The organism is Streptacidiphilus anmyonensis (assembly GCF_000787855.1).
GTDB lineage: Bacteria > Actinomycetota > Actinomycetes > Streptomycetales > Streptomycetaceae > Streptacidiphilus > Streptacidiphilus anmyonensis.
Window position 1 is genome coordinate 506,624 of record NZ_BBPQ01000002.1, and the last position, 24,881, is coordinate 531,504.

The 24,881-nt window shown below is 74.6% G+C and carries 19 protein-coding genes; 7 read left to right on the top strand and 12 right to left on the bottom strand.

The features are described from left to right. Positions 1 to 222 precede the first annotated feature (222 nt). Complete coding sequence (locus TR50_RS04795; protein WP_042414336.1) at positions 223 to 1,623, bottom strand: sensor histidine kinase; 1,401 nt, start codon at positions 1,621 to 1,623, stop codon at positions 223 to 225. A 66-nt stretch (positions 1,624 to 1,689) separates the two neighbouring features. After that, positions 1,690 to 2,424: a response regulator transcription factor gene (locus TR50_RS04800; RefSeq protein ID WP_042414338.1), complete on the bottom strand. Its 735-nt coding sequence runs from the start codon at positions 2,422 to 2,424 to the stop codon at positions 1,690 to 1,692. A 253-nt stretch (positions 2,425 to 2,677) separates the two neighbouring features. Here TR50_RS04800 and TR50_RS04805 point away from each other — a divergent pair, with 253 nt between their 5' ends. From TR50_RS04805 to TR50_RS04820, 4 genes are all read left to right on the top strand, one after another. Further along, the gene (locus TR50_RS04805; RefSeq protein WP_042414341.1) at positions 2,678 to 3,451 is read left to right on the top strand and encodes an ATP-binding cassette domain-containing protein; all 774 of its coding nucleotides are present in this window, start codon (positions 2,678 to 2,680) and stop codon (positions 3,449 to 3,451) included. Positions 3,452 to 3,598: 147 nt separating this feature from the next. Beyond that, positions 3,599 to 5,254 carry an FAD-dependent monooxygenase gene (locus TR50_RS04810; protein ID WP_042414344.1) on the top strand — a complete coding sequence of 552 codons (1,656 nt, stop codon included), beginning with the start codon at positions 3,599 to 3,601 and terminating at the stop codon, positions 5,252 to 5,254. 371 nt (positions 5,255 to 5,625) lie between these two features. Further along, complete coding sequence (locus TR50_RS04815; RefSeq protein WP_084699733.1) at positions 5,626 to 6,198, top strand: cupin domain-containing protein; 573 nt, start codon at positions 5,626 to 5,628, stop codon at positions 6,196 to 6,198. Then, a complete protein-coding gene (locus TR50_RS04820; protein WP_042414738.1) occupies positions 6,192 to 6,632 on the top strand; it encodes a rhodanese-like domain-containing protein in 441 nt (146 codons plus the stop codon). Before TR50_RS04815 ends, TR50_RS04820 begins: the two co-directional genes overlap by 7 nt. Here TR50_RS04820 and rny read toward each other — a convergent pair. The 5 genes from rny to TR50_RS04845 form a co-directional block, all read right to left on the bottom strand. Then, positions 6,629 to 8,068 carry a ribonuclease Y gene (rny, locus tag TR50_RS04825; RefSeq protein WP_042414347.1) on the bottom strand — a complete coding sequence of 480 codons (1,440 nt, stop codon included), beginning with the start codon at positions 8,066 to 8,068 and terminating at the stop codon, positions 6,629 to 6,631. The genes TR50_RS04820 and rny overlap by 4 nt on opposite strands. Before the next feature lie 230 nt (positions 8,069 to 8,298). Continuing rightward, complete coding sequence (locus TR50_RS04830) at positions 8,299 to 9,138, bottom strand: regulatory protein RecX (protein WP_236654262.1); 840 nt, start codon at positions 9,136 to 9,138, stop codon at positions 8,299 to 8,301. Between the two features lie 5 nt (positions 9,139 to 9,143). Beyond that, positions 9,144 to 10,271 carry a recombinase RecA gene (gene recA / locus TR50_RS04835; RefSeq protein WP_042414350.1) on the bottom strand — a complete coding sequence of 376 codons (1,128 nt, stop codon included), beginning with the start codon at positions 10,269 to 10,271 and terminating at the stop codon, positions 9,144 to 9,146. Between the two features lie 193 nt (positions 10,272 to 10,464). Continuing rightward, positions 10,465 to 10,659 carry a DUF3046 domain-containing protein gene (locus TR50_RS04840; protein WP_042414352.1) on the bottom strand — a complete coding sequence of 65 codons (195 nt, stop codon included), beginning with the start codon at positions 10,657 to 10,659 and terminating at the stop codon, positions 10,465 to 10,467. 84 nt (positions 10,660 to 10,743) lie between these two features. Further along, positions 10,744 to 12,126 carry a PucR family transcriptional regulator gene (locus TR50_RS04845; protein ID WP_236654263.1) on the bottom strand — a complete coding sequence of 461 codons (1,383 nt, stop codon included), beginning with the start codon at positions 12,124 to 12,126 and terminating at the stop codon, positions 10,744 to 10,746. Between the two features lie 195 nt (positions 12,127 to 12,321). On the opposite strand from TR50_RS04845, the gene TR50_RS04850 reads away from it, so the two are divergent. Continuing rightward, entirely contained in the window at positions 12,322 to 13,689 is a 1,368-nt protein-coding gene (locus tag TR50_RS04850; RefSeq protein WP_052440724.1) for an MFS transporter, read from the top strand. 16 nt (positions 13,690 to 13,705) lie between these two features. Here the strand turns inward: TR50_RS04850 and TR50_RS04855 are convergent, their stop codons facing one another. The 4 genes from TR50_RS04855 to TR50_RS04870 form a co-directional block, all read right to left on the bottom strand. Further along, positions 13,706 to 14,017, bottom strand: a complete 312-nt coding sequence (locus tag TR50_RS04855; RefSeq protein ID WP_042414357.1) for an AzlD domain-containing protein — start codon at positions 14,015 to 14,017, stop codon at positions 13,706 to 13,708. Next, complete coding sequence (locus TR50_RS04860) at positions 14,014 to 14,859, bottom strand: AzlC family ABC transporter permease (protein WP_152648243.1); 846 nt, start codon at positions 14,857 to 14,859, stop codon at positions 14,014 to 14,016. Before TR50_RS04860 ends, TR50_RS04855 begins: the two co-directional genes overlap by 4 nt. Next, positions 14,856 to 15,716, bottom strand: a complete 861-nt coding sequence (locus TR50_RS04865; protein WP_042414363.1) for a helix-turn-helix transcriptional regulator — start codon at positions 15,714 to 15,716, stop codon at positions 14,856 to 14,858. The genes TR50_RS04860 and TR50_RS04865 overlap by 4 nt, the downstream gene beginning before the upstream one ends. 416 nt (positions 15,717 to 16,132) lie before the next feature. Beyond that, the gene (locus TR50_RS04870; protein WP_162837950.1) at positions 16,133 to 17,707 is read right to left on the bottom strand and encodes an MFS transporter; all 1,575 of its coding nucleotides are present in this window, start codon (positions 17,705 to 17,707) and stop codon (positions 16,133 to 16,135) included. Between the two features lie 151 nt (positions 17,708 to 17,858). On the opposite strand from TR50_RS04870, the gene TR50_RS04875 reads away from it, so the two are divergent. Next, positions 17,859 to 18,536, top strand: coding sequence for a TetR/AcrR family transcriptional regulator (locus TR50_RS04875; protein WP_063775000.1), 678 nt, complete (start codon positions 17,859 to 17,861; stop codon positions 18,534 to 18,536). A gap of 99 nt (positions 18,537 to 18,635) precedes the next feature. Here the strand turns inward: TR50_RS04875 and TR50_RS04880 are convergent, their stop codons facing one another. Beyond that, positions 18,636 to 20,117, bottom strand: coding sequence for a S8 family peptidase (locus TR50_RS04880; RefSeq protein ID WP_052440727.1), 1,482 nt, complete (start codon positions 20,115 to 20,117; stop codon positions 18,636 to 18,638). Positions 20,118 to 20,609: 492 nt separating this feature from the next. Here TR50_RS04880 and TR50_RS04885 point away from each other — a divergent pair. Beyond that, positions 20,610 to 24,881: ATP-dependent helicase (locus TR50_RS04885; protein ID WP_042414755.1), on the top strand; the 4,272-nt coding region annotated here is incomplete at its 3' end.

A 24,881-nucleotide genomic window follows, 5' to 3' on the forward strand; every position in this document is an offset into this window, starting at 1 on the left:
CGGTCGGCGGTCGCGGATCAATTCCGCCGACAGCACGAGGATGCCTCAGATCCGTCCACAGCCTCGGGCTCGCGAGGGATCGGACGGCGCGCGTGGCGCGGCGCAGGTCGCCCGGCGTCGTGCGAGCTGCGGACGCGGCACGGCGCGGCGCGGCGGTCGGGGCGCGGGAGAGGACGCCGGGGAGCAGGTCGCTGACGGGGCGCGGGAGGCGACGGCCGGGGGTCAGTCGGCCGGGAGGATGAAGGTGACCGTCAGGCCGGTGGGGGCCTGGGCATCGAAGGCGATGTTGCCGCCGTTGGCGGTGAGGAGGGCGCGGGCGATGGAGAGGCCGAGGCCGGAGCCCTCGGTGTTCTGGTGGCGCGGGCTGCGCCAGAAGCGGTCGCCGATGCGGGCGAGTTCGTCCTCGTCGAGGCCGGGTCCGCCGTCCGTGACGCGGATGAACACCTCCGGGCCCTCCGCCGCCGCCTCGACGCTGACCGCGCCGCTCTCGGGGGTGAACTTGAGGGCGTTGTCCAGCACCGCGTCCAACGCGCTGCCCAGGCCCACCGGATCGGCCAGAGCCGTCAGCGCGCCGTCCGGCGCGGTGAAGGCAAGCGCGACGCCTCGCTCGCGGGCGAACGCCCGCCAGCCCTCCACGCGGTCGGCGACGATGCGGCCGACGTCGCAGCGCTCCGCGACCGGCCGCGCGTTCTCCGCACGGGCGAGACCGAGCAGGTCGTCGAGGACCTGGGCGAGGCGGCGCCCCTCCTCGCGGACGCCGGCCATCTCCTCGTCGTGCCCCTCGGGCAGTTCCATGCCGAGCACCTCGACCCGCAGCATCAGTGCCGACAGGGGGTTGCGCAGCTGGTGCGAGGCGTCCGCGACGAAGGCCCGCTGCTGGTCGAGCACCTCCTCGACGTGGTCGGCCATCTCGTTGAAGGACCGTGCCAGCCGCCGCAGCTCCGGTGGGCCGCCGGCCGGAGCGACGCGGGAGGCGAGCCGGCCGGTGGCGATGTCGTGGGTGACCTTGTCCAGGTCGTGAACGGGCCGCAGCACCCAGCGCGTCAGCGCCACCGCGACGCCGACGGCGAAGAGGACGGCGAACGCCTCGCCGCCGATCAGCCAGAGCCAGGCGCTGAAGACCCGCGCCCGCATCCCGTCGGTGGGCGACTCAATGACGACCACCGCCACCACGTCGCCGTCCCAGACCACCGGCGAGGCGACCACCAGGCGGGCGTCGTCGCCCTGCCAGGGCCACACCTGGGCGGGGTCGTCGCTGCGGCGCCCGTCCAGGGCCTCGCGGAACGGCTCGGCGGACGGACCGTCGAGAGCATTGGTCCAGGTGGTGGGGTAGGCGTGCTGGGCCCGGCCGCTGAGGTCGAAAACGCCCGCCCAGATGCCGTAGACGCTGTGGTACCGGCTCAGCTCCGCGCTGAGGGTGCGCTGCTGCTCGCTCGCCGCGGACGACTCGGGCTGGCCGAACGGGTTCTGGGCGAGCGCGGCGAAGCGTGCGGTGTCGTCGATCCGGTCGACCACGACGCGCTGCTGCTCGCGCTGGGCCTCGCTGGCGGCCAGCGGCAGACCGAGGGCGATCAGCACGCAGGCGAGGAGTGCGAGCAGGATGCCGAGGAGGCGGGTGCGCATGCGGCTACGTCCGGATCGGTCTCGGTGTCAGTCTCGGTGTCGGTGTCGGCGTCGGTCGTCTCGGTGTCAGTCCCGGTCGCGGACCAGGTGATCCGGCACGGCCAGCTTGTAGCCGATCCCGCGGACGGTCTCGATCAGGCCGGGCAGGCCGAGCTTGCGCCGCAGGGACGCGACGTGGACCTCCAGCGAGCGGGCCGTGCCGTCCCAGCTGCTGCGCCACACCTCGCTGATGATCTGCTCGCGGCGGAAGACGACGCCGGGGCTCTGAGCGAGCAGCGCCAGCAGCTCGTACTCCTTGCGGGTGAGCGCGACGTCCTCGCCGTGGACGGTGGCGCGGCGCGAGGCCTGGTCGAGCACGAGCCCGAAGGCCTGGCCGAGCATCTGGTCCGAGTCCTCGCGGGGCGGCTGCGCCTGCGCGGGGGCCGGCCTGGCGGCGGCGTCGCGGCGCGCCACGGCGTGGATGCGGGCCAGCAGCTCGCCCATGTCGTAGGGCTTGACGATGTAGTCGTCGGCGCCGATGTTCAGGCCGTGGATCCGGTCGCGGACCTCGGCGCGCGCGGTGACCATGATCACCGGGATGCCGCAGCGTCGGCGGATCTGGTCGCAGACGTCGAAGCCGTCCCGGTCCGGCAGCCCGAGGTCCAGCAGCACCACGCGGAACTGCGGGCGTCCGTCGGGGACGAGGGCGTCCAGCGCCTCGTTCCCGGAACGGGCATGCCGAACCTCGAACCCGTGTTTGCTCAGCACGGTCACCAGCGCGGCGGCGACGTGCTCGTCGTCCTCGACGAGGAGCAGGCGCATGAGTCTCTCCTCCCGTCCCGACTTCTTCCGGTACTTCTCCAGCACGCATCCACTCCCATGCGACCGGGTCCGGTCAAGGGGAGGTGGGACGCCTGGGGCGACCGTTACCGAGCTGCGACGATTCACGGCGCCGTGCGCGGTCGGAACAGCGCATGATCCTCAAATCCCCCTCAGAACTGCGGTGCGCCCGCGAACGGCACCGTAGAGTCGACCCGAACCAGCACAGCCAGCCAGTACCGAGGAGTGGGACACCGTGACCTCCGCCCCCGCGCCGCGCGCCGGGCTGTTGCAACTGCGGGGCGTGAGCAAGCGGCACGGGCTGGTGCAGTCGTTGCACGAGGTGGACCTGGAGCTGTCCAGGGGCGAGGTCGTCGCGCTGGTCGGCCCGACAGGCGCGGGCAAGACGACGCTCTGCCGGGCCATCCACGGCGCGGAGCGGATCGACTCCGGCGAGATCCTGCTGGACGGCGCACCCCTGGCCACCGGCGCGCGCGGGCGCGTACGGCGCACCGCGCGGGCGGACGTCGGCCTCGTGCCGCCGCCGGAGACCGTGGAGCACGCCCTGGTCGCGACGCTCGGCGCACTGGGCCTCGGCCGGACCGTCTTCGGGGAGCTGACCCGCTGCCAGGTCGAGCTCCGCGGCACCGCGCCGGAGCTGGCCGCCGAACGCGCGCTCGCGGCCCTGCGGCTGGTCGACGCGGACCACGAGTCGAGCCTGCGCAGCCGTCAGCTGACCCCGGAGCTGCGCGGCCGGGTGGCGCTCGCCCGCGCCCTGGTCCTCGACCCCAAGGTGCTGGTCCTCGACGAGCCTGCCGAGGAACTCCACTGCCTCGCACGCGAGTTGGCAGCCGACGGGCGTACCATGCTGGTCGTCACCGAGGACCAGTGCTTCGCCCACACCATGGCCGACCGGGTGCTGTTCATGTCCGGGGGCCGCATCGTGGAGTCCGCGCCGCCGGAGCAGTTCTTCTCCGCGCCGCGCACCTCCCGAGCGAGGGACTTCGTCAGCCGGTTGCGCCGCAGATAGGCGCGGCTCCGGCCGGGGCGACCCCGGGCACGCGAGGCACACGGGCGTCCGCCCGAGGCCGTTCGGTTCCCGCGCGCGTGTGAAGTGAACCGGCGTACGCCTGACGCTGCTTGACGGCGGCACAGGCGATCTGGTCCATTTCCTTCTATGACTGGCCCAGCTCATTCCGGATCCGACCCTGTGATCATCGCCGGCGCCGGTCCTATCGGTCTCACCCTCGCCCTCGCGCTGGCCCGCCACCAGGTGCCGAGCATCGTGCTGGACGAGGGCACCGGGGTCGCCCCCGAGAGCTCGCGGTCGACCGTGCTGCGCGCCGACACCGTCGGCCTGTTGCAGCGCATCGGCTACAGCCGGGTCACCGCCGACGGGCGGGGCTGGACCGCGTGGCGGACCATGCGGCGCAACCGCGAGCTGCACAGCGTCGAGCTGCACCACGACGACGTGCTGCACCTCGCCCAGCACCGCCTGCTACGCGGTCTGCGGGACGCCGTCTCCGCGACGGGCCTGGTGGAGCTGCTGCCCGAGTCCACGCTGCTGGAGCTGGAGCAGGAACCCGGCGAGGACGCGGTCAACGTGCACACCCAGCACACCTGGCTGCGCGGCAGCTTCCTGGTGGGGTGCGACGGGCCGCGTTCCACGGTCCGCAAGCGGCTCGCGCTGCGCTTCCCCGGGCGCGCCGCCGCCGACCACTACGCCTTGGCGACGATCCGCGCGGACCTGCCGTTCCCCGGCGAGGCCCTGCTGCACCGGGACCAGCCGAGGGAGTCCGGCGCGCCGATCGCCCGCGAGGTCGCGGCGCGTCCGCTGCCGGACGGCGTCTGGCGGCTGGACTGGCGGCTGCCGCCGCGCGCGCCCGGGTTCAGTCCGGACCAACTGATCGAGCAGCTGCGGGCCACCCTCGCGGCGTGGAACGGCGGCAAGGTCCCGCCCTACGAGCTGATCTCCAACGCCGACTACGTCGTGCAGCAGCGCCTGGCCACCAAGTTCCAGGTGGGCCGGGCCTTCCTGGCCGGCGACGCCGCACACCTGCTCGGGTCCCTCGGGATGCAGAACCTCGACGAGGGCCTGCGCGACGTGGACAACCTCGCCTGGAAGCTCGGCCTGGTCTGGCAGGGCTGCGCGCCCGAGCGTCTGCTGACCACGTACCAGGCGGAACGCCGCAACGCCGTGATCGCCCGGCTGCGGGCGGTCGACCAGGCGATGCCGCTGCTCCAGCCCAGCACCCCGCTGCTGGAGGCGCGCCGCAGCCTCCTGTCCGGATCGCTGCGCCGCAACGCGCGACTGCTGTCCGACGGCAGTCTCGGCACCGGCCGGCTCGGCGGAGCGCCCGCCTACCCGGCGTCCGAGGTCCGCGGCCGCTCGGCGCTCACGCCCACGCTCAGCCCGACCAGCCCGGGCGTGCTGGTCCCCGACCTCCCCGTGATCACCGTCGACGGCTCCCAGGACCGGCTGCGCGCCCGGCTCGGCCGCGGCTTCCTGGTCGTCCTGGTCGCGCCCGGCACCGGCGTGTGGGCGTCCGAGCACTGGCTCGGCGCGGGACTGATGCCGCAGCTCACGGAGACGACGGAGGGGCTTCCGCTCCCCGCCGAGCTGCTCGTCACCGAGAACTATCCGGGCGCCGCCCCCCACAGCGTCCTGCTGATCAGGCCGGACGGGCACCTTGTCGCCGCCGTCGAGGCAAGCCGCCCCGCGGAGCTCTACGACCTCGCGGACCGGGCCCGCAGCGCGGCGTCCGAACTCCCCGTGCCGCGCGCCGCGACCGGCGTGAGCGCGCGCGAAAAGCTGACGGCCGGTCAGTCCTGATGGCGGACGTTCCTTGACGATCATCTGAGGCCGTGCTCTACTCGCGCCATGGGGATCACCGTCTTGCGGGCCATCCGCAGCACGCGCCGACCGGACGCCGTCCGGCGCCCCCACCTGTGTTGCACCTCGTTCTGCGCGTCGTTCTGTACCCAGGGCTGACCTGACGCCCGGCTGGAGAAGAACGCTTCTCGCCGCCGTCACGGACGGCCCTTCACACGGCTTCCCACGCCGCCGCGCCTTCTGACTCGACCGGACCGCAGCCGCGCCCGCACGCGCCCGCGCGGTCCCTCCCCCGGCCTTCGGCCGGGGGTACCCTCGGCCGGCGCCCGGCGGCGTCCCGTCATCGCCCCGACGCCTCCCAGGACGCCACCATGACCACGACCGCCCGGACCACGACCGTCAAGACCACGACCGCCGACGCCGCAACCACCCCGACCGTCGAAACCGTCACCGTCGCCCCCGATCTGACCACCCTGCTCTCCTTCGCCCAGGCCGTCGCCGCCGATCCGGACGCGTTGGACCGCCTCGCCCTCCACCCGACCGAGCGCACCTGGATCCGCCTGGACGGCCCTGGCGGCAGCGAGGCGTGGCTGATCGGCTGGCCGCCGGGCTCGGAGACCGGCTGGCACGACCACGGCGGCTCCAGCGGCGCGTTCGTCACCGCGCGCGGCGCGCTGAGCGAGCACTCGCTCGCGATGCCGCTGCCGAGCAGCGGTTGGCGCAGCCTGGAACTGGAGGAGGGCGTCGACCGGCAGCGGGTGCTGCCCTCCGGCCGGGGCCGCGCCTTCGGCCCCCACCACGTGCACCAGGTCGTCAACCCGTCGGCGGCCGACCATGCCGTCTCGGTGCACGTCTACCACCCGCCGCTGCCGCGGCTGCGCCGCTACGAGCGCAGCGGGGACGTCCTGAGCGTGGCCGCGGTCGAGACCCAGGAGGACTGGTGAGCACACGGATCGACATCGACGCCCTGCTGGAGCGCGAACGCGCGCACCTGCGACGGGTGACGCCGCAGGAGGCGGCCGAGGCCGTCGCGCAGGAGGACGCGCTGCTGGTCGACATCCGCTACGCCGCCCTGCGGGACCGGGACGGCCTGATCCCGGGAGCGCTGGTCGTCGAGCGCAACGAACTGGAGTGGCGCATGGACCCGCAGTGCGCCCACCGCGCGCAGCAGACCACCGACCACGACCGGCTGGTCATCGTGATCTGCAACGAGGGCTACGCCTCCTCACTCGCCGCGCGGTCGCTCCAGGCCCTCGGCCTCCACCGTGCCACCGACCTGGTCGGCGGCTTCCAGGCCTGGGCCGCGGAGGGGTTGCCGGTGTCCAGGTCGAGCGGCGGGCCGGGGCAGATGGCACCTGGCCAGCGGGCGAACAGCTAGCGGGCGAAGCTCGTCGCGCGGCTCTCCCGGATCACCGTGATCCGGATCTGGCCCGGGTAGGTGAGTTCGCTCTCCACCTCGCGGGCCAGGTCCTTCGCCAACACCTGCGCCTGCACGTCGTCGACGGCCTCGGGCAGCACCATCACCCGGACCTCACGGCCGGCCTGCATCGCGTAGACCTTGTGGACGCCCTCGTGCCGGCGGGCGATCTCCTCAAGCTTCTCCAGGCGGCGCGCGTGGAGTTCCACCGACTCCCGGCGCGCGCCGGGCCTGCCGCCGGAGCAGGCGTCCGCGGCCTGAGTGAGGACGGCCTCGACGGTCTGCGGCTCGATCTCGTTGTGGTGCGCCGCGACCGCGTGCACGACCTCCTCCGACTCGCCGTAGCGGCGGGCGAGTTCGGCGCCGATCTGGGCGTGGCTGCCCTCGGCGAGCTGGGCGCCGCCACCGGAGGGCTGAGGAAGGGTGACCGCCTTCCCTATGTCGTGCAGCAGGGTGCAGCGCTTGACCAGCCTCGGGTCCACCCGCAGCTCCGCCGCCATCGCCCCGGCCAGGTGCGCGGACTCGACCACGTGGCCCAGCACGTTCTGGCCGTAGGAGGTGCGGTAACGCAACCGGCCGAGCAGGCGCATCAGTTCCGGGTGCAGCTCGTCGAGGCCGACCTCGGCGACCGCCTCCTCCGCCGCCACCCGGCAGAGCCGCTCGACCTGGTCGAGGCTGCGCTCGTAGGCGTCCTCGATGCGCTGCGGATGGATCCGCCCGTCGGCGATCAGCTCCTCCAGGGTGAGCCGACCGACCTCCCGGCGGACCGGGTCGAAGCAGGAGAGCAGCACCGACTCCGGGGTCTCGTCGATGACGAGGTTGACGCCGGTGACGGCCTCGAAGGAACGGATGTTGCGGCCCTCGCGACCGATGATCCGGCCCTTCATCTCCTCGCCCGGCAGCCGCACGGCGGTGACGACGTGGTCCGCCGTGCCCTGCACGGCGACCCGCTGGATCGCGGAGGCCACGATCTCCCGGGCGCGGGTCTCCCCGTCCGTCCGGGCCTGGCGCTCGATCTCCCGGACCGTCAGCACCGCCTCGCGCTTGGCCTGCTGCTCGACCGAGCGGACCAGTTCGGCGCGGGCGTCCGCCGCGCTGAGACCGGCCACCTCCTCCAGCATGCGTCGCCGCTCCGCGCCGAGTTCCTCGGAGCGCAGCCGCAGCTCCGCCTGAGCCTGGGCCGTGTCCAACTCGCGCTGGAGCAGGCGGTGCTGCTCCTCGTCGATGCGGGCCTCGCGTTCCGCGCTGCGCTGCTCGCGCCGATCCAGTTCGAGCGCGCGCTCCCGCGCACTGTGCAGGAGTTGACGCACCGCGAGGCCGGCGACGGAAAGCAGGACCAGGCCGAGGACCAACAAAAGCACCGGCACGGACGCGGTCGCGGTGATAGCCAGCGTCATCAGCCCTCCCCGTCCGGCGCGGGATCACGCCGTGGTCACACGGCGATCTCGGTGCGAGGCTGGCGTCGGCCCCTCATCACTCATGGTGAGGCTAGGTGCGTGTTACGAAACGGTCAAGACGGCAACGGCTCCTGACCGTTGAGTAGTGCAAACACACAGGCAACGTTCATCCCAGGAGGCCACTCGCGTGCTCAGGCGCACCGCGCCCGCGAGCGCGTCTGCGGCAGCGCTCAGTCCTCGCCGGAGTCGAGGAAGGCGTCCCCGTCCCCGAAACCGCTCGCGAAGCCGTCCTCGAAGCCGTCCGCGTCCTCGGCGTCGAGAGCGGCGCGCACCAGGCGCAGGGCGAGGCCCTCCGGATAGCCGCGACGGGCCAGCATGCCCGCGAGCCGGCGCAGCCTGACCTGGCGGTCCAGGCCGCGGGTGGAGGCGAGCTTGCGCTCCACCAGCCGCCGCGCGGCGGCCTCCTCGTCGTCCGGGTCGACCTCGGCCACGGCCTCGGCGACCACAGCGCTGTCGACACCCTTGGCCCGCAGCTCCCCCGCAAGGGCGCGCCGGGCCAACCCCCGGTTGCGCTGCCGCTGCTCGACCCACGAGCGGGCGTAGGCGGCGTCGTCGATCAGCCCGACCTCGGTCAGCCGGTCGAGCACCTGCTCGGCGATCTCGTCCGGGATCTCCTTGCGCCGTAGGGTGTCGGCGAGCTGCTTCCGGGTGCGGGCGGAGCCGGTGAGCAGCCGCAGGCAGATGTCCCGCGCCCGCGCGGCGGGATCGGTCGGCGCCTTACCGCGCTCGCGCGCCGCCTCGCCGCCCTCGTTCTCACTGCCTGCATCCTCGCCACCTGCATCCTCGGCGGCGCGTCTCGCGCGCCGTCGGGAGGAACGGCGACGGTCGGACGCACCGCCGCCCCGCGTCGCAGCGGCGTCGTCCACCTCGGTGCCGCTCTCGTCGCAGGCGGCATCCGCTGCGTCCGGGGTGGGGGCGCGGTCAGCCGGCGGTTCCGGCCAGCTGCCGCCGCCCCCGTGGGACGACCAGTCGCGCGGACCCCACGCGCTCTCGGTCGACGTCGACGTCACCCCGCTCAGGCCTTGACCTCCGTCGGGGCGGCCTCGGCGGCCTTGGCCTTGCTGCCGCGCGCGGCGGGAGCCTTGGCGGTCGCGGCGGCCGGGGCCTCGCCGACGACCGGACCGGCGGCCTCAGCCGGGGTGTCCAGCTTCGGACCCACGCCGAGCTTCTCCTTGATCTTCTTCTCGATCTCGTCGGCCAGATCCGGGTTGTCACGCAGGAAGTTGCGGGCGTTCTCCTTGCCCTGGCCCAGCTGGTCGCCCTCGTAGGTGTACCAGGCGCCGGACTTGCGGATGAAGCCGTGCTCGACGCCCATGTCGATCAGGCCGCCCTCGCGGCTGATGCCCTGGCCGTAGATGATGTCGAACTCGGCCTGCTTGAACGGCGAGGCGACCTTGTTCTTGACGACCTTGACGCGGGTGCGGTTACCGACCGCCTCCGTGCCGTCCTTCAGCGTCTCGATGCGGCGGATGTCCAGACGGACCGAGGCGTAGAACTTGAGCGCGCGGCCACCCGTCGTCGTCTCGGGCGAGCCGAACATGACGCCGACCTTCTCACGCAGCTGGTTGATGAAGATCGCGGTGCACTTGGTCTGGTTCAGCGCACCGGTGATCTTGCGCAGCGCCTGGGACATCAGACGGGCCTGGAGACCGACGTGGGAGTCACCCATCTCGCCCTCGATCTCGGCGCGCGGCACCAGGGCGGCCACCGAGTCGATGACGATCAGGTCGACCGCGCCGGAGCGGATCAGCATGTCCGTGATCTCCAGCGCCTGCTCACCGGTGTCCGGCTGGGAGACGAGCAGGGCGTCGGTGTCCACGCCGAGCTTCTTGGCGTACTCCGGGTCGAGCGCGTGCTCGGCGTCGACGAAGGCGACGATGCCGCCGGCCTTCTGCGCGTTGGCCACCGCGTGCAGGGTCAGCGTGGTCTTACCGCTGGACTCGGGGCCGTAGACCTCGACGACACGGCCGCGCGGCAGGCCGCCGACGCCGAGCGCCACGTCAAGAGCGATGGACCCCGTGGGGATCACCTCGATCGGAGCCCGCGCCTCGTCGCCGAGACGCATGACGGAGCCCTTGCCGAACTGTCGCTCGATCTGTGCGAGGGCTGTCTCGAGGGCCCGCTCGCGGTCGTTCGCTGCCATGGGTGCCACCTTGGGGGTCTGTGCTGAACGCTTCATCACCGAAGACGCTAGCGCGCACCACTGACAAAAGACCCTCGCCGAGGGCAGGCCTGTGGATAACGTGCCGCACTCCAGTATAGGGAACGCACGTTCGAATAAGCAGTCACCTGGCTTTTCGTCCTTCTCATCCGTGTTGTCCGTGTTGTGTCGACGGTCAGCGCCTCGACTCGGGGACGCCCATCGACACGCAGACGGCCCGCCAGACGTCCTTGGCCTCCCAGCCGGCGTCCAGGGCCTGGTGGACGGTGCGTCCGCCCAGCTCGGACATGACGTAGTCGGTGGCGAAGCTCTCCGCGTAGCTCTCCCCGAAGTGGGCGTACATCCTCTTCCAGAACTCGGTCAGGCGCATGCGCCCAGTATCGCGCCGGGCCCTCCGGCGTCAGGACCGTCGGGGTCAGGGTCGCCGGGGTCCGGCCGCCGGGGTCGCGGAGGGTCAGCCGGGGGCGCCGAGATCGCGGAGGGTCAGCGCGGTGAGGGCGAGGGCGTAGCCGCGCGGCCCGGTCACGTCGACGCCGACGAGCTCGCCCACGCGCGCGAGGCGGTTGTCCACGGTGTTCGGGTGGAGACCCAGCTCCCGGGCGGTGGCGCGCCGATCCTGCTGGCGGGCGAGATAGGCGCGCAGGGTGGCCAGCAGTTCCGGCCGGTCGGCCAGCGGGTCCAGCAACGAGGCGAGCGCGCCGCTCGCCTCACCGGAGCGGGAGAGGTGGTACTCGAGCAGCACGTCGTCCAGGCGGTAGATCCCGGGGGCGCGGCCCAGCGCGCGGACGAGGCGGAGCACCTCGTCCGCCGCACGGCCGGCCGCGGCGATGCCGGCGGCGTCGGGTGCGGACGTCGCCGCCAACCACACCTCGGCCCCGAAGACGCGGCCCAGCCGTTCCGCCAGGGTGTCCGGCACCCACGCGGTCGACGGACCGGAGGGGCCGGGCGCGCCGGAGGGAGCGAACGCGTCGGCGGGGACGAGGGCACGGCCGCCCTCCGCCTCGGCGACCAGCAGCACCTCGGCTCCGAAGGCCCGCTCCAGAACGCCCTGCACCCGGCGCGCCCGCCGACCGAGCACGACTGCCGGCGCCTCCGCGCCGGGCACCTCGTCGGTCGGTAGGGAGGGGGACGGCGCGGAGGAGGACGGCGCGGCGTGGGCCGACGCGGGGTAGGACGGCGGCTCGTCGCCCTCCCGTTCGACCGCCGCCAGGCCGAAGGCCAGGACGAGCGCCCCCCGATGCAGTCCTGCCTCCTCCGCCCGGCCCGGCGGCAGGACCGGGAACCCGGCCAGCAGCGCCCGGGCCAGGCTGCGGCGCTGCTCGCGTCGCTCGGCCACCAGTGCGGACTGCTCGACCTGGTAGGTCTCGGCGACCGCGCCGACCATCGGCGCCGCCGTGTCGAGCAGCAGCTCGGCCAGCTCCGCGAGGGCCTGCTCCTCCCCCGGCCGGGCAGCCCCGCGCAGCGCGCGGAACAGCGCGTGGCGGCTCACCAGGTGGGTGCGCAGGAGGAGGTGCAGCGGCCAGCCCTCGTCGGCCCGCTGGGCGGCCCGCTCGCGGAAGAGCCGGAACTCCTCGCTGCGGCCGACTCGGCCCTCCCGGACGATCGTGAAGAACAGGCGCAGACCGTAGCGGACCGTGGCGGCCATCTCGGTGTGCTTCATGTCCTCGGGCAGACCGTCGTAGCCGGAGAGCGCGGCGAAGTCCTCGCGGGTGATCTGCCGGGCGAGTTCGTTGACCCGCGGCTCACAGCGCGCGGCGAGCTCGCGCGCCCGCGCGGAGAGCGGCAGGAGAGGGGCCCCGTCCACCGTCATCCCTGCGCCTGTGTGCTCCTGCGTCATCCCTGCTCCTGGCTCCCGCGCTGCCACCGGACGCCTTCCAGGCTCTGTGACGCGTCACAGTATGCGCGGTGTCTGTGTGTGACGCGGTCCGTTGTCGCCGTCCCCCGCCGCGGGGCACGCTCGCCTGACACGACGCCGCGGCCTCGGCGGCTTCGTCGGCCGACATCTCGTCGAACACCCCGTGGAGGTTCCTTCGTGACCAGCCTGACCCCGGAGGCGGCCGACGGCCCCCCGGTCCCGGCCGGAGGCGACCCGAACCGGCCCGTCCGGGCCTCCGGCTGGCGGGCGACCTGGCTGCTCCTGGCGTTCATGCTGGTCAACTTCGCGGACAAGACCGTTCTCGGGCTCGCCGCGACGCCGATGATGCACGACCTCGGCATCACCCATGCCCAGTACGGGCGAGCGGCCGCCGCGTTCTTCGCGCTGTTCAGCCTGGCCGCGTTCGGCGTCTCCGCGTTGACCCGGCGGATCAGCACCACCACGCTGCTGCTGGTGCTGGCGGTGCTGTGGTCCGTCGCGCAGTTGCCGATGCTGCTCGGCGCGGCGGGCTTCGGAACGCTGCTGGCGACCCGGGTGCTGCTGGGCGCGGCCGAAGGACCGGCCTTCCCGGTCGCCACCCACAGCCTCTACACCTGGTTCCCGGACCGCGAACGCGGCCTGCCGACGGCGGTGCTCAGTCTGGGCTCCGCGGCCGGGGTGGCGTTGGCCGCACCGCTGCTGACGGCGGTGATCAGCGGTGCGGGCTGGCGGTGGGCCTTCGGCGCGGTCGGGCTGGCGGGGCTGGTCTGGGCGGCGGTGTGGCTGCGGGCGGGCCGTGAAGGCCCCGAGCCGATCCGCGGCCGGCCGTCGCCACCCGGCCCGGCGGCCACCGGCGGCGACGGCCCGGTGCAGCCGGTGCAGCCGACACAGCCGGAGCTGCCGGTGCGGCGGATCCTGCTCACCGGCACCTGGATCGCCTGCGCGCTCGCGGCCTTCGCCTCCTACTGGCAGACCGTCTCCGCGTTGACCTGGGGCGCGGACTACCTGCGCACCGTCGCCGGGCTGACGGAGACCCAGGCCGGTCTGGTCACCATGGGCACCGGGCTCAGCTCCGCGGTGGTGATCCTGGCCTTCGGCCTGCTCTCACGGCGCTCGCGCCGCCACGGCGGCACGCTCACCGGCCTGGCCCGCTGGACGGGCGTCGCGACGATGCTGGCCGGGCTCTCGGGAGCGGTCTTCGCCCTGACCGACTCCGTCCCCCTCAAGATCGTCCTGGCGGTGGGGCCGAGCGTGCTCGCCACCGTGCCGCTGGTCTTCGCCCAGACCGCCGTCGCCCGGATCGCGCCGCCCGAGCGACGCGGCGTGGTGCTGGGCGCGACGGCCTTCGTCTACTCCCTGGCCGGGGTCGTCTCGCCGCTGGTCGTCGGCTCACTGACCACGGGTGGCCACCTCGCCGCCGGCTACTGCGACGGCTATCTGCTCAGCGCCGCGCTCGTCGGGATGACGGGCCTGCTCACGGTCCTGGTCGTGCGCCCCGAGCGCGACGCCGCGCGGCTCGGCGTTCCGGCGGCGGAAGGCGGGTGACCGCGGCGCCCGGGCCTCAGCCGACCGCCCGGACCAGGGCGGCCACCGCCACCGCGAGGACCACCACGACGAGGAACGGCGCCCGGCGCCACACCGCGACCCCCGCCGCGGCCAGACCCGCCGCGCGGGCGTCGAGGACCAGTCCGTGCGCGCCCTGACCGAAGGTCTGCAGTGCGGTGAGCGCCGCCAGCAGCGCGACCGGCGCGAGCGCGGCGAATCGCCGGACGACGGGACGGTCCAGCAGCCCGGTGGGCACGGAGAGCCCCAGCAGCTTGAGTCCGTAGCAACCCGCGGCCGTGCCCAGGATCGCGAGCCAGGTCGTGTTCATCGTCCGTCCTCCTTCGGCAGATCGGCCGTCGTCCCGGTGCTCGTCTCGACCGACGTCCGGATCCGGTTCTGCGCCCGGTCACCGTCCCGCTCCCGGTCTTGGTTTCGGTCCCGGCCCCGGTCCCGGCGGGAGCCGAGCAGCAGCACGGCCGGGACGGCCGCGAGCGCGATCAGCACGGGCACGCCGGGCGGCACGAGCGGGACCGCCGCCAGCGCGAGCACCGCGCCGAGCAGGGCGGTGGCCCGCTCCGCGCCGCCCTCGCGCAGCCGCGGGGCCAGCAGCGCCAGAAAGACGGCGGGTCCGGCGACGTCCAAGCCGTAGCGCGACGGGTCGCCGAGCGCGTCCGCGCCCAGGGCGCCGGCCAGGGTGGTGGCGTTCCAGACCAGGTAGAGGCTGGCCCCGGTGACGAAGAAGCCGAGCCGGGTCGAGCGCCGGTCGGGCTGGACCAGGGCCACGGCCGCCGTCTCGTCGATCACCGTCTGCGCGGCGAGGGGCCGCACCCGGCGCGGCAGCTCCATCCGTTCGGCCAGGCGCAGGCCGTAGAAGGAGTTCCGCACGCCGAGGAGGAGCGCACCCACGACGGCCGCGAGGGGCGCGGCACCCGCCGCGAGCGCGCCGATCAGCGCGAACTGGCTGGCGCCGGTGAACACCAGCAGGCTGAGCGCGCAGGTCTGCCAGACCGTCAGGTGCGCGGTGGTCCCGGCGACCCCGAAGGCGACCCCCGAGACCCCGACCGCCACGCCGACGCCGAGGGAGTCCCGGATCACGGCGCGGTCGGGCCGGGCGCCTCCGGGGGCGGGTGGGGCGATGGTCGGTGCGGGCGGATCGGAGAGGGCCGTCATACCGGCCATGCTGCCGGGGGCGCACCGCCCGAATCTTGTACGTTCTTGCGCGCCCGCCGGTAGGCGCCGGGCGGGACGCCGACGATCCGGCGGAAGTGCCGGGTCAGGTGCGCCTGGTCGACGAACCCGACGGCCACGGCCGCGTCCGCGGGCCGCACGCCCGCGTCGAGCAGGCTGCGCGCGGCGCGGACCCGGTGCTGGGTCAGCCACGCGTGCGGCGGCAGCCCGTACTCGTCCCGGAAGGCCCGCAGCAGCGGGAACGGTCCGGTCCCCACCGCCGCGGCGAGCTCCTCCAGGGCGGGCGGTTCGTCCAGCCGCGCCGCGAGCAGGTCCCGGGCGGCGCGGGCGGCGTCCCGACCCGCGCGTGGCGTGTCCCGCGTCAGCCGCTGCGAGGAGTGCAGGCGCAGGGCACGGGCGAGCGCGAGGCGCAGGAAGGTGCCGGCGGCCAGCCCCTGGTTCTGTTCGGCGGCCTGGTGCGTCTGCGTCACCAGGCGGGTGAGCTCGTCGTCGTGCACGACGGCCGTCCCGAACCCCGGCGAGCCGGGCAGCACCCCCAACTCGGCGGCGACCGCCGCGACGTGGTCGACGCTCGGATAGAGCACCTGGTAGCTCCACCCGCCCGGCACCCCCGCGTGCCCGGTGTGCACCCGGTCCGGCTCCACGAGCGCGACGCTGCCGGCGGGCGCGACCTCCAGCCCGCCGCGGTAGTGGAACGCCTCCACGCCGTCGGTGATCGCGGCCAGGACGTAGCCGTCGTGGGTGTGCTTCCCGAAGGTGTGGTGGACGTAGTGCGCCCGCAGCAGGTCCACCCCGGGCAGCGCCGGATGCTGCCAGTAGTGCGCGCGTTCCTCGCCCATGACACCAGCCTCCCTCGCGGGGAGCCTGCCACGCACGCGGAATCCGCGCGGCGGACGGTCCACCATGCAGGACGCCTGCTGGGGGGCTGCGCCGGCCGCTGTCCGAGGCGACCGGCCCCGGCGCCTCGCCTCCGAGCCCCCCGCCCCCGAGCCCCACGGGGCCCGCCGGCGCCCGGTCGGGAGCGCCTCCCGCCCGGAGGCGGACATCAGCCGTGCCCTGGGCCGAATCGCGCACCGTGCCGCACTGCCTTCGAGGGCCAGGCGCGAGGGCAGCGCCAGGACCGAAGACGGAGGCACCTCCCAGCCCCATGGCGGGAGGCAGGGCCTCCCGGCCGGAGGCTGGGACGGCAGGCGCTTGCCCGCAACGCCGCGCGGCCCCGGCGGGTGCTCCCCGCCGGGGCCGCGCGGTGGGGCGCTCAGTGGCCCGTCGCGCTCTCGTGGAGGTCCTTGCGGCGGATGGTGGCGAAGGCCACCACCGCCGCTGCCGCCGCGACCGCCGCACAGATGGTGAGGACGTCCGTGAGTCCGTGGACGAACGCGGTCCGCGCCGCCTCGGCGACCTGGGCGCGGAGGGGGCCCGCGCTGCGGGCGACCTGGTCGCCCGCGCCCGCCGCGACCGCCTGACGCGCGCTCTCCGGGAGTCCGGGCACCGCCGCCGCGAACGCGTCGCCGACGCGGTGCTGGAAGAGCGCGCCGAAGCCGGCGATGCCGATGGCGATGCCGACCTGCTGGAAGGTCTCGCCGATCCCGGCCGCCATGCCGGCCCGCGCCGGCTCCGCGACGCCGATGGAGATCGAGGCGCGCGGCGGGTTGAACATGCCCATTCCCGCGCCGGTGAGCAGCATGCTCGGCAGCATCGCGGTCCAGCCGCTGTGGACGTCGATCAGTCGCATCGCCAGCAGGCCGCCGGCCATCAGCGTCATCGCGGTGCCGACGAGCAGCCGCGGCGGAAGCGCCACGGTGAGGCTGCCGGTGACCGCCGCGACGACGAAGAGCATCAGCGTCAGCGGCAGGAAGCGCAGGCCGGCCTGCCACGGCGAGGCGCCCAGCACGTTCTGCACGTAGGAGACCTCGAGGAAGATCGAGGACATGCCGGCCGCGTTGCCGAGCAGCGTCGCCACCGAGATCCCGTTGAAGGTGCGGTTGCGGACGAGCGAGAGGTCCAGCATCCCCGCCGCGCCGAGCCTGCGCTCGACCAGCAGGAAGGCGGCGAGCAGCACGACGGACGCGGCGAAGAGGGAGAGGATCAGCGGGCTGGTCCACCCCTCCGCCTCACCGCGCAGGAAGGCGAGGACGAGCGCGGCGAGGGCGACGGAGAAGAGGGTGAGCCCGGCCCAGTCGACCCCGTGCGCGCCGGGCTCGCGGGACTCGCGGATGCGCAGGGCGCTGAGCACGATCGCGACGATGCCGATGGGGACGTTCACCAGGAAGATCCACCGCCAGCCGACGCCGCTGGTCAGCGCGCCGCCGATGAGGGGCCCGAAGGCGATCGCGAGGCCGGAGACGCCGCCGAAGACGCCGAAGGCCATGGCCCGGTCCTTGCCGCGGAACTCGTGGCCCAGGAGCGCGGGGCCGACCGCGAAGAGGACGGCGGCGCCGACGCCCTGCACGCCGCGGGCGAGGTTGAGGGTGAGCACGTTCGTCGCGGCGCCGCACAGCAGCGAGGCGGCGGTGAAGACCGCGAATCCGGCGATGAAGACGCGCTTGCGGCCGAGCCGGTCCGCGAGCGAGCCGCCCGTCAGCAGGAAGGCGGCGAGCGTGAGCGCGTAGGCGTCGAGCACCCACTGGAGGCCGGAGAAGTCGGCGTGCAGCGCGTTGCGCAGGTCGGGCAGGGCGACGTTCACGACGGTCAGGTCGAGCATCAGCATGAAGGTCGCGATCGACACGATGGCGAGCGTCCACGCGCGGCCGGGCGCGCGGGTCGAGGCCCGGCCTTCCGGGTCGACGGTGGCGTCGCCGGGCGCGCCGACGGCGTCGACGGTTGCGGACATGGGTGTCCCCCTGGACTGGTGATGGCTGGTGAAGCCCGGCGAAGAAGGCATGGCAGGAGCCGGGAAAGGAATGCGAGTGTTTGCTCGCAATTCCCACTCCGGAGATTACGAGTGATTGCTCGCATTCGTCAACGGCCCTACCATCGGCAAGGTGACCGCCGAGACCACGCCCCCGACCACCGAGCCCCAGCCCAGGGAGCCCGCAGCCGTCGAGCCCGCAGCGGCCGAACGGCCCAGGAAGCGTCAGGCCCGCGGCGAGCGCCGGATCGCCCAGCTGCTCGACGCGGCCGGGCACGTCTTCGCGGAGTCCGGATACGCCGCCACCACGACGAACGCCATCGCGGCACGGGCGGGCGTCTCCCCCGGCTCGCTGTACCAGTACTTCCCGAACAAGGACGCCATCGCCGCCGCGCTCGCCGAGTTCTACGCGGACAGCCTGGACGAGCTGCTGGCGCCGTTCGCGGTGGTGGACCCGGCCGCCGTCACACTGGAGGAGGCGCTCCGCGTCTCACTCGGACCGATCGTCCGGTTCCACCGCGAGAACCCGGCCTGCCTGGCCCTCTTCATCGGCGGGAACGCACCCGGCCACGTGATGGACCTTCAGGCGCCGCTGATGGCGCGCACGCACGCACGGATCGCGGCGCTGCTGGCCCTCTACGCGCCCGACCTGCCGCCCACCCGGCTGGAGACGGGCGCCGCCGTCACGCTCGCCGCGTACAAGGGCGTGCTGCCGCTGCTCGTGGAGGCCGACGAGGACCAGGTCCCCGCGCTGACGCGCGAACTGGGGAACCTGCTGCTCGGCTACTTCGGCCGGCTGCTCCAGCCCTAGACAGCCCTGGATGCATTGACCCACGACGGCCCGTCGCCTCGGGCCGCGCGCTCGACGCCTCAACGCGTCAGCGCCTCAACCCGTCAGCACCACAGCGCGTCAGCGCACGTCGACCAGGCCGTAGCCGTAGTACGGGCCGCCGGGGCAGTCCTTCGCGCCCGGATCGTGGGACGGGCAGCCCAGCGGCATCGCCTGCTGCTCCAGCAGCCGGACCAGCGCGGGCCCGCGCACACCGGGGTGGCGCGCCGCCTCGACCGCGGCGACACCGCTGACGGTCGCGGCCGCCATCGAGGTGCCGGCGAGGGCCGCGTAACGGCCGCCGGGCCAGTCGGAGACGACCGCGGCCCCCACGCCGCCGTCCGGATCGCCGCCCGGCGCGGCCAGCGCGATCTGGCCGGAACCCCAGTTGGAGTACGCCGCGAGGCTGCCGTCCGCGACGACGGCGCTCACGTTCACCACGCCCGGCAGGCCGCCGGGCAGCCGGATGCACTCCGTGCCCAGATGCCGCACCGGCGCGTTCACGCCGTCGGGCCGGTCGTTGGGACTGCGGTCGTCGATACGCGGCCCGGCGAGGTCCTGCCCGTCGTTGCCCGCGGAGGCGACCACCACGGCGCCCTTGTCCTGCGCGTACTTCACCGCCCGGCCGACCGCCGCGACGATCGCCGCCTGGTCCGGGTTCTGCGGACAGTTGTACTTCCACGGGTCGGCGAAGTAGCTGTCGTTGATCACGGACGCGCCGTGGTCGGCGGCCCACAGGAAGCCGCAGACGATGTTCTCGCCGTAGTACTGGCCCGGCTCGCCGAGCAGCCGCACGGCCGCGATGCGCGCGCCCGGCGCGACGCCGACCACGCCGTCCCCGGGACGGTCGCCGGCGATGATCCCGCTGACGTGCGTCCCGTGACCGCTCTCCCCCAGGTTGGGGTCCGGCCGCCAGGCTCCCGGACGGGTGTCCGGCGTCCCGGTCGCGCAGGAGGCGGAGAGGCCCGGGTCGACGGCGGTGCGCAGATCCGGGTGGGTGTCGTCCACGCCCGAGTCCAGCACGGCGACCACGACGTTCCTGAGCGCGGCGGTGTCCTTCGCGGGCAGCGGGTCGTTCTCGCCGACCATCTGCTGGCTCCACTGCGTACGGCCGTGCGGGTCGGCGACCAGCGGCACGTCGTCGCTCGGTGCGGCGTCACCGGCCCGCTTCGAGGAGGACACGACGGCGGGCCGGCCCTGCGCCCCGCTGTAGGGCGTGCCCGCCCTCGGGTCCGGGACCGGCGCGGTCCGGCTCGCGCCGGCGGCGGCGATCCCGGGGCGCGCGCGCACGTGCGCGCCGAAGTCCGCGACGGAGGCGTAGGCGAGGACGACGCCGATCTGCGGGTACTCCTGGCCGACCAGGCCCTGCTCGGCCCTGATCGCCTGGTCCGCGGCGGTGACGCCGGCGGCGTCGGCGTGGTCGGCGACGACGAGGTAGGCCAGGTAGAGGCGGCCGGTGCCGCCGACGTAGGGCACGGCGCCACCGAGCAGCAGCGTCACCAGCGCCAGCACGACGGCGCACCGCGCCGTCGCCGATCGCAGGCCCTTCGCGACACGCGCCACCAGGCCTCCAGAGGTCGGGGCGCACGACGGCGCCCGGGGCGAGGGATATTCCGACGATATGTACGGTTCCTCCGCTTTCGCCCGCTGAGCTCCTCCGAGTGGGCCACCTCCACACCCGAGCCGCCCGCCCCCGCCTCCCGGGCACAACCCCGCTGTCCGCTCCCCGCCGAGAACCCGCCTCACGACCCGGCCCGCGCGGAACCCCCTCCGGTGAGGTGCCTCCGAACCCCGGCCCGGGGCCGGGGCTGCCTTCTCGTGCGGGCCGGGTCGGCCCAGCTCGGCTGCTGGAGACCGGGGTGGACCGAGGGCAGACGCTCGGAACCCCCTCCGGTGAGGTGCCTCCGAGTCCCGGCCCGGGGCCGGGCTGCCTTCTCGTGCGGGCCGGGTCGGCCCGCGTCGGCGGCGGGAGGGCTCGGGCGGTCGAAGGGCTCCGCGCGCGTGGGGGCGGCGGGCGTTGGCCCGTTTGTCGGTGGCGCAGGGCACGATGGGCGCATGGCACGCGCAAAAGCCGAGAGGTCAGCCCTGGAGAGCTTCGCCGCGCCCACGCGGGCGTGGTTCGAGGGGGCGTTTCCCGCGCCCACCGGGGCGCAGGAGGGGGCCTGGCGGGCCATCGACGCCGGCAGTGACGTGCTGGTCGTCGCGCCCACCGGCTCGGGCAAGACGCTCGCCGCGTTCCTCTCCGCGCTGGACGGGCTCGCGTCCACGCCCCCGCCGGCCGAGGCGAAGAAGCGGTGCCGGGTCCTCTACGTCTCGCCGCTGAAGGCCCTCGCCGTCGACGTGCAGCGCAACCTCCGCGCGCCGCTCACCGGCCTGCGGCAGGAAGCGACGCGGATGGGCCTGCCGGAGCCGGAGATCGAGGTGGCGATCCGGTCCGGTGACACCCCGCCGGCCGAGCGGCGGCGCTTCGCCACCCACCCGCCGGACATCCTGATCACCACGCCCGAGTCGCTCTTCCTCCTGCTCACCTCCAACGCCCGGGACGCGCTGCGCGGCGTGGAGACGGTGATCCTCGACGAGGTCCACGCCGTCGCGGGGACGAAGCGCGGCGCGCACCTCGCGCTCACCCTCGAGCGGCTCGACGAACTGCTGCCCAAGCCCGCCCGCCGGATCGGGCTGTCCGCCACCGTCCGCCCGGTCGAGGAGGTCGCTCGCTTCCTCTCGCCGAGCCGCAACGTGACGATCGTCCAACCGCCCTCGGAGAAGCAGTTCGACCTCTCCGTCGTCGTCCCGGTCGAGGATCTGGGCGAGCTCTCCGGCGGGCGCGGCACGCACGGCACACCCGAGGAGGACCCGCAGCAGGCCGCCTCCATCTGGCCGCACGTCGAGGAGAAGATCACCGACCTGGTCCAGGCGCACCGGTCCACGATCGTCTTCGCCAACTCCCGCCGCCTCGCCGAGCGCCTCTGCAACCGGCTCAACGAGATCGCCGTCGAGCGCGCCCAGGGCGCGGCGCTGCCCGCCGCGCACGCGCCCGCGCAGCTGATGGCGCAGGCGGGGGCGAACAAGGCCGCACCGCCGGTCCTCGCCCGCGCGCACCACGGCTCGGTCTCCAAGGAGCAGCGCGCCGACGTCGAGGAGCAGCTGAAGTCGGGCCGCCTCCCGGCCGTGGTCGCGACGTCCAGCCTGGAGTTGGGCATCGACATGGGCGCGGTCGACCTGGTCGTGCAGGTCGAGTCGCCGCCGTCGGTCGCCTCGGGGCTGCAGCGCGTCGGGCGCGCCGGGCACCAGGTGGGCGCGGTGTCGACGGGCGTCGTCTTCCCCAAGTACCGGGGCGACCTGGTCCAGTCGGCCGTCGTGACGGAGCGGATGCGCGCCGGGCAGATCGAGGCGCTGCGCGTCCCGCGCAACCCGCTGGACGTGCTGGCGCAGCAGCTGGTCGCGATGACGTCCATGGACGAGTGGGACGTGGACGAGCTGCTGGCGCTGGTCCAGCGCGCCGCGCCCTTCGCCTCCCTCCCCCGCTCCGCGTACGAGGGCGTGCTCGACATGCTCGCGGGCCGGTACCCGTCCGACGCCTTCGCCGAGCTGCGGCCGCGCATCGTCTGGGACCGCGTCGCGAACACCGTCACCGGGCGTCCCGGCGCGCAGCGGCTCGCCGTCACCTCCGGCGGCACCATCCCCGACCGGGGGCTGTTCGGCGTCTTCCTGGCCGGGGCCGACCCGAAGAAGGGCGGCGGGCGCGTCGGCGAGCTGGACGAGGAGATGGTCTACGAGTCCCGCGTGGGCGACGTCTTCACTCTCGGCACCAGCTCCTGGCGGATCGAGGACATCACCCACGACAAGGTGCTCGTCTCGCCCGCGCCCGGTGTGCCGGGCAAGTTGCCGTTCTGGCACGGCGACGCGCTCGGCCGGCCGCTGGAGCTCGGCCGCGCCGTCGGCGGGTTCCTGCGCGAGCTCGCCGCGCTGCCGCCCGACAAGGCCACGGCCCGGCTCGCCGCCGCGGGCCTGGACGAGTGGGCGGCGGGCAACCTGCTCTCCTACCTGTCCGAGCAGCGCCAGGCCACCGGCCACCTGCCCGACGACCGCACGATCGTCGTCGAGCGCTTCCGCGACGAGCTCGGGGACTGGCGGATCGCCGTCCACTCCCCCTTCGGCGCGCAGGTGCACGCGCCGTGGGCGCTGGCGCTGGCCGCGCGGCTGAGCGAGCGTCACGGGCTGGACGCGCAGGTCATGCACGCCGACGACGGCATCGTGCTGCGCCTGCCGGACGCGGACCTCCTCGACTTTCCCGACCCCGACGCACCGCCCAAAGCCAACGGTGCCGACGAGGCGCCGGTCGGCGCCGAGGCCGTCGTCTTCGACGCGACGACCGTCGAACAGACCGTCACCGACCAGGTCGGCGGCTCCGCCCTGTTCGCCTCGCGCTTCCGTGAGTGCGCCGCGCGGGCGCTGCTGCTGCCGCGCCGCAACCCCGGCCGCCGCACGCCGCTGTGGCAGCAGCGCCAGCGCGCCTCGCAACTGCTCTCCGTGGCTGCCGAGTTCGGCTCCTTCCCGATCGTGCTGGAGGCCGTGCGCGAGTGCCTTCAGGACGTCTTCGACGTGCCCGGCCTGGTCGAGCTGATGCGGGACATCGAGTCGCGCCGGGTCCGCATCGTCGAGGTGACCACGCCAGAGCCCTCCCCCTTCGCCCGCTCGCTGCTCTTCGGCTACGTCGCCCAGTTCCTCTACGAGGGCGACTCGCCGCTCGCCGAGCGCCGCGCGTCCGCGCTCGCGCTCGACTCCCGGCTGCTGGCGGAGCTGCTAGGCCAGGCCGAGCTGCGCGAGCTGCTGGACGAGAACGTGCTCGCCGAGCTGGAGGCCGAGCTCCAGCGGCTCACCCCGGACCGCCGGATCAAGGACGTCGAGGGCGTCGCCGACGCGCTGCGCCTGCTCGGCCCGCTCACCGACGCCGAGCTGGCCGAGCGCGGCGCGGAGCCGCCGTGGGTGCGCGAGCTCCAGGCCGCCCGGCGCGTGATCGACGTCCGCGTCGCGGGCGAGCAGCGCTGGGCCGCCGTCGAGGACGCGGGCCGCCTGCGGGACGCGCTCGGCACCCCCCTCCCGGTCGGCGTGCCGGAGGCGTTCACCGAGCCGGTCAAGGATCCCCTGGCCGACCTGCTGGCCCGGCACGCCCGTACGCACGGCCCGTTCACCGCGGCCGACGCCGCCGCCCGGCTCGGCCTCGGCCCGGCCGTCGTGCTCGGCACCCTGCAACGCCTCGCCGCGACGGGCCGGGTCGTGCAGGGCGAGTTCCGTCCCGGCGGGTCCGGCACGGAGTGGTGCGACGCCGAGGTGCTGCGCCGCCTGCGCCGCCGCTCGCTCGCCGCGCTGCGGCACGAGGTCGAACCGGTGCCGCCGCGCGCGCTGGCGGCGTTCCTGCCGCAGTGGCAGCACATCGGCGGCGCGAACCGGCTGCGCGGCGTGGACGGCCTGCTGCGCGCCGTCGAGCAGCTCCAGGGCGCGCCCGTTCCCGCGTCCGCGTTGGAGCGGCTGATCCTGCCCTCCCGGGTGGCCGACTACAGCCCCGCGATGCTCGACGAGCTGACCTCGCAGGGCGAGGTCTTCTGGGCGGGCGCGGGCGCGCTGCCCGGCAAGGACGGCTGGGTCGCCCTGCACCCGGCCGACGCCGCCCCGCTGCTGCTGCCGGAGGCCCTGCCGCTGGAGCTCACCCCGCTCCACTACGCGATCCTGGCGGCGCTGGCGCCCGGGTACGGCCTGTTCTTCCGTCAGCTGGCGGACGAGGTCGCCCGGCAGCTGCCCGGCACGGAGACGCCGCCCGCCGAGCTGGCCACCGCGCTGTGGGATCTGGCGTGGTCGGGCCGGATCACCAACGACACCCTGGCCCCGCTCCGCGCGCTCCTCGGCTCCGGCCGCACGCCCGGCTCCACGGCCCACCGCGCGCCGCGGGCGACCCCGCGCGCCCGCTACGGCGTGGCGCGGCCGATGCCGCGCGTCCCCCAGCTCCCGACGACGGCGGGCCGCTGGTCGCTGCTGCCGACGGCGGTCACCGACCCGACGCAGCGCGCCCACGCGCTCGCGCAGACCCTGCTGGACCGCCACGGCGTCGTCACGCGCGGCGCGGTCCAGGCCGAGCGCGCGCCGGGCGGCTTCGCGGGCGTCTACCGGGTCCTGTCCGCGTTCGAGGACACCGGTCGCACCCGCCGCGGCTATGTGGTCGACGGCCTCGGCGCGGCGCAGTTCGCCTCCGACGGCGCGATCGACCGCCTCCGCGCGGTCAACACCGCGCTGGAACGGCGGGCGGGGGGGCGGGGAGGAGCAGCCCACGGC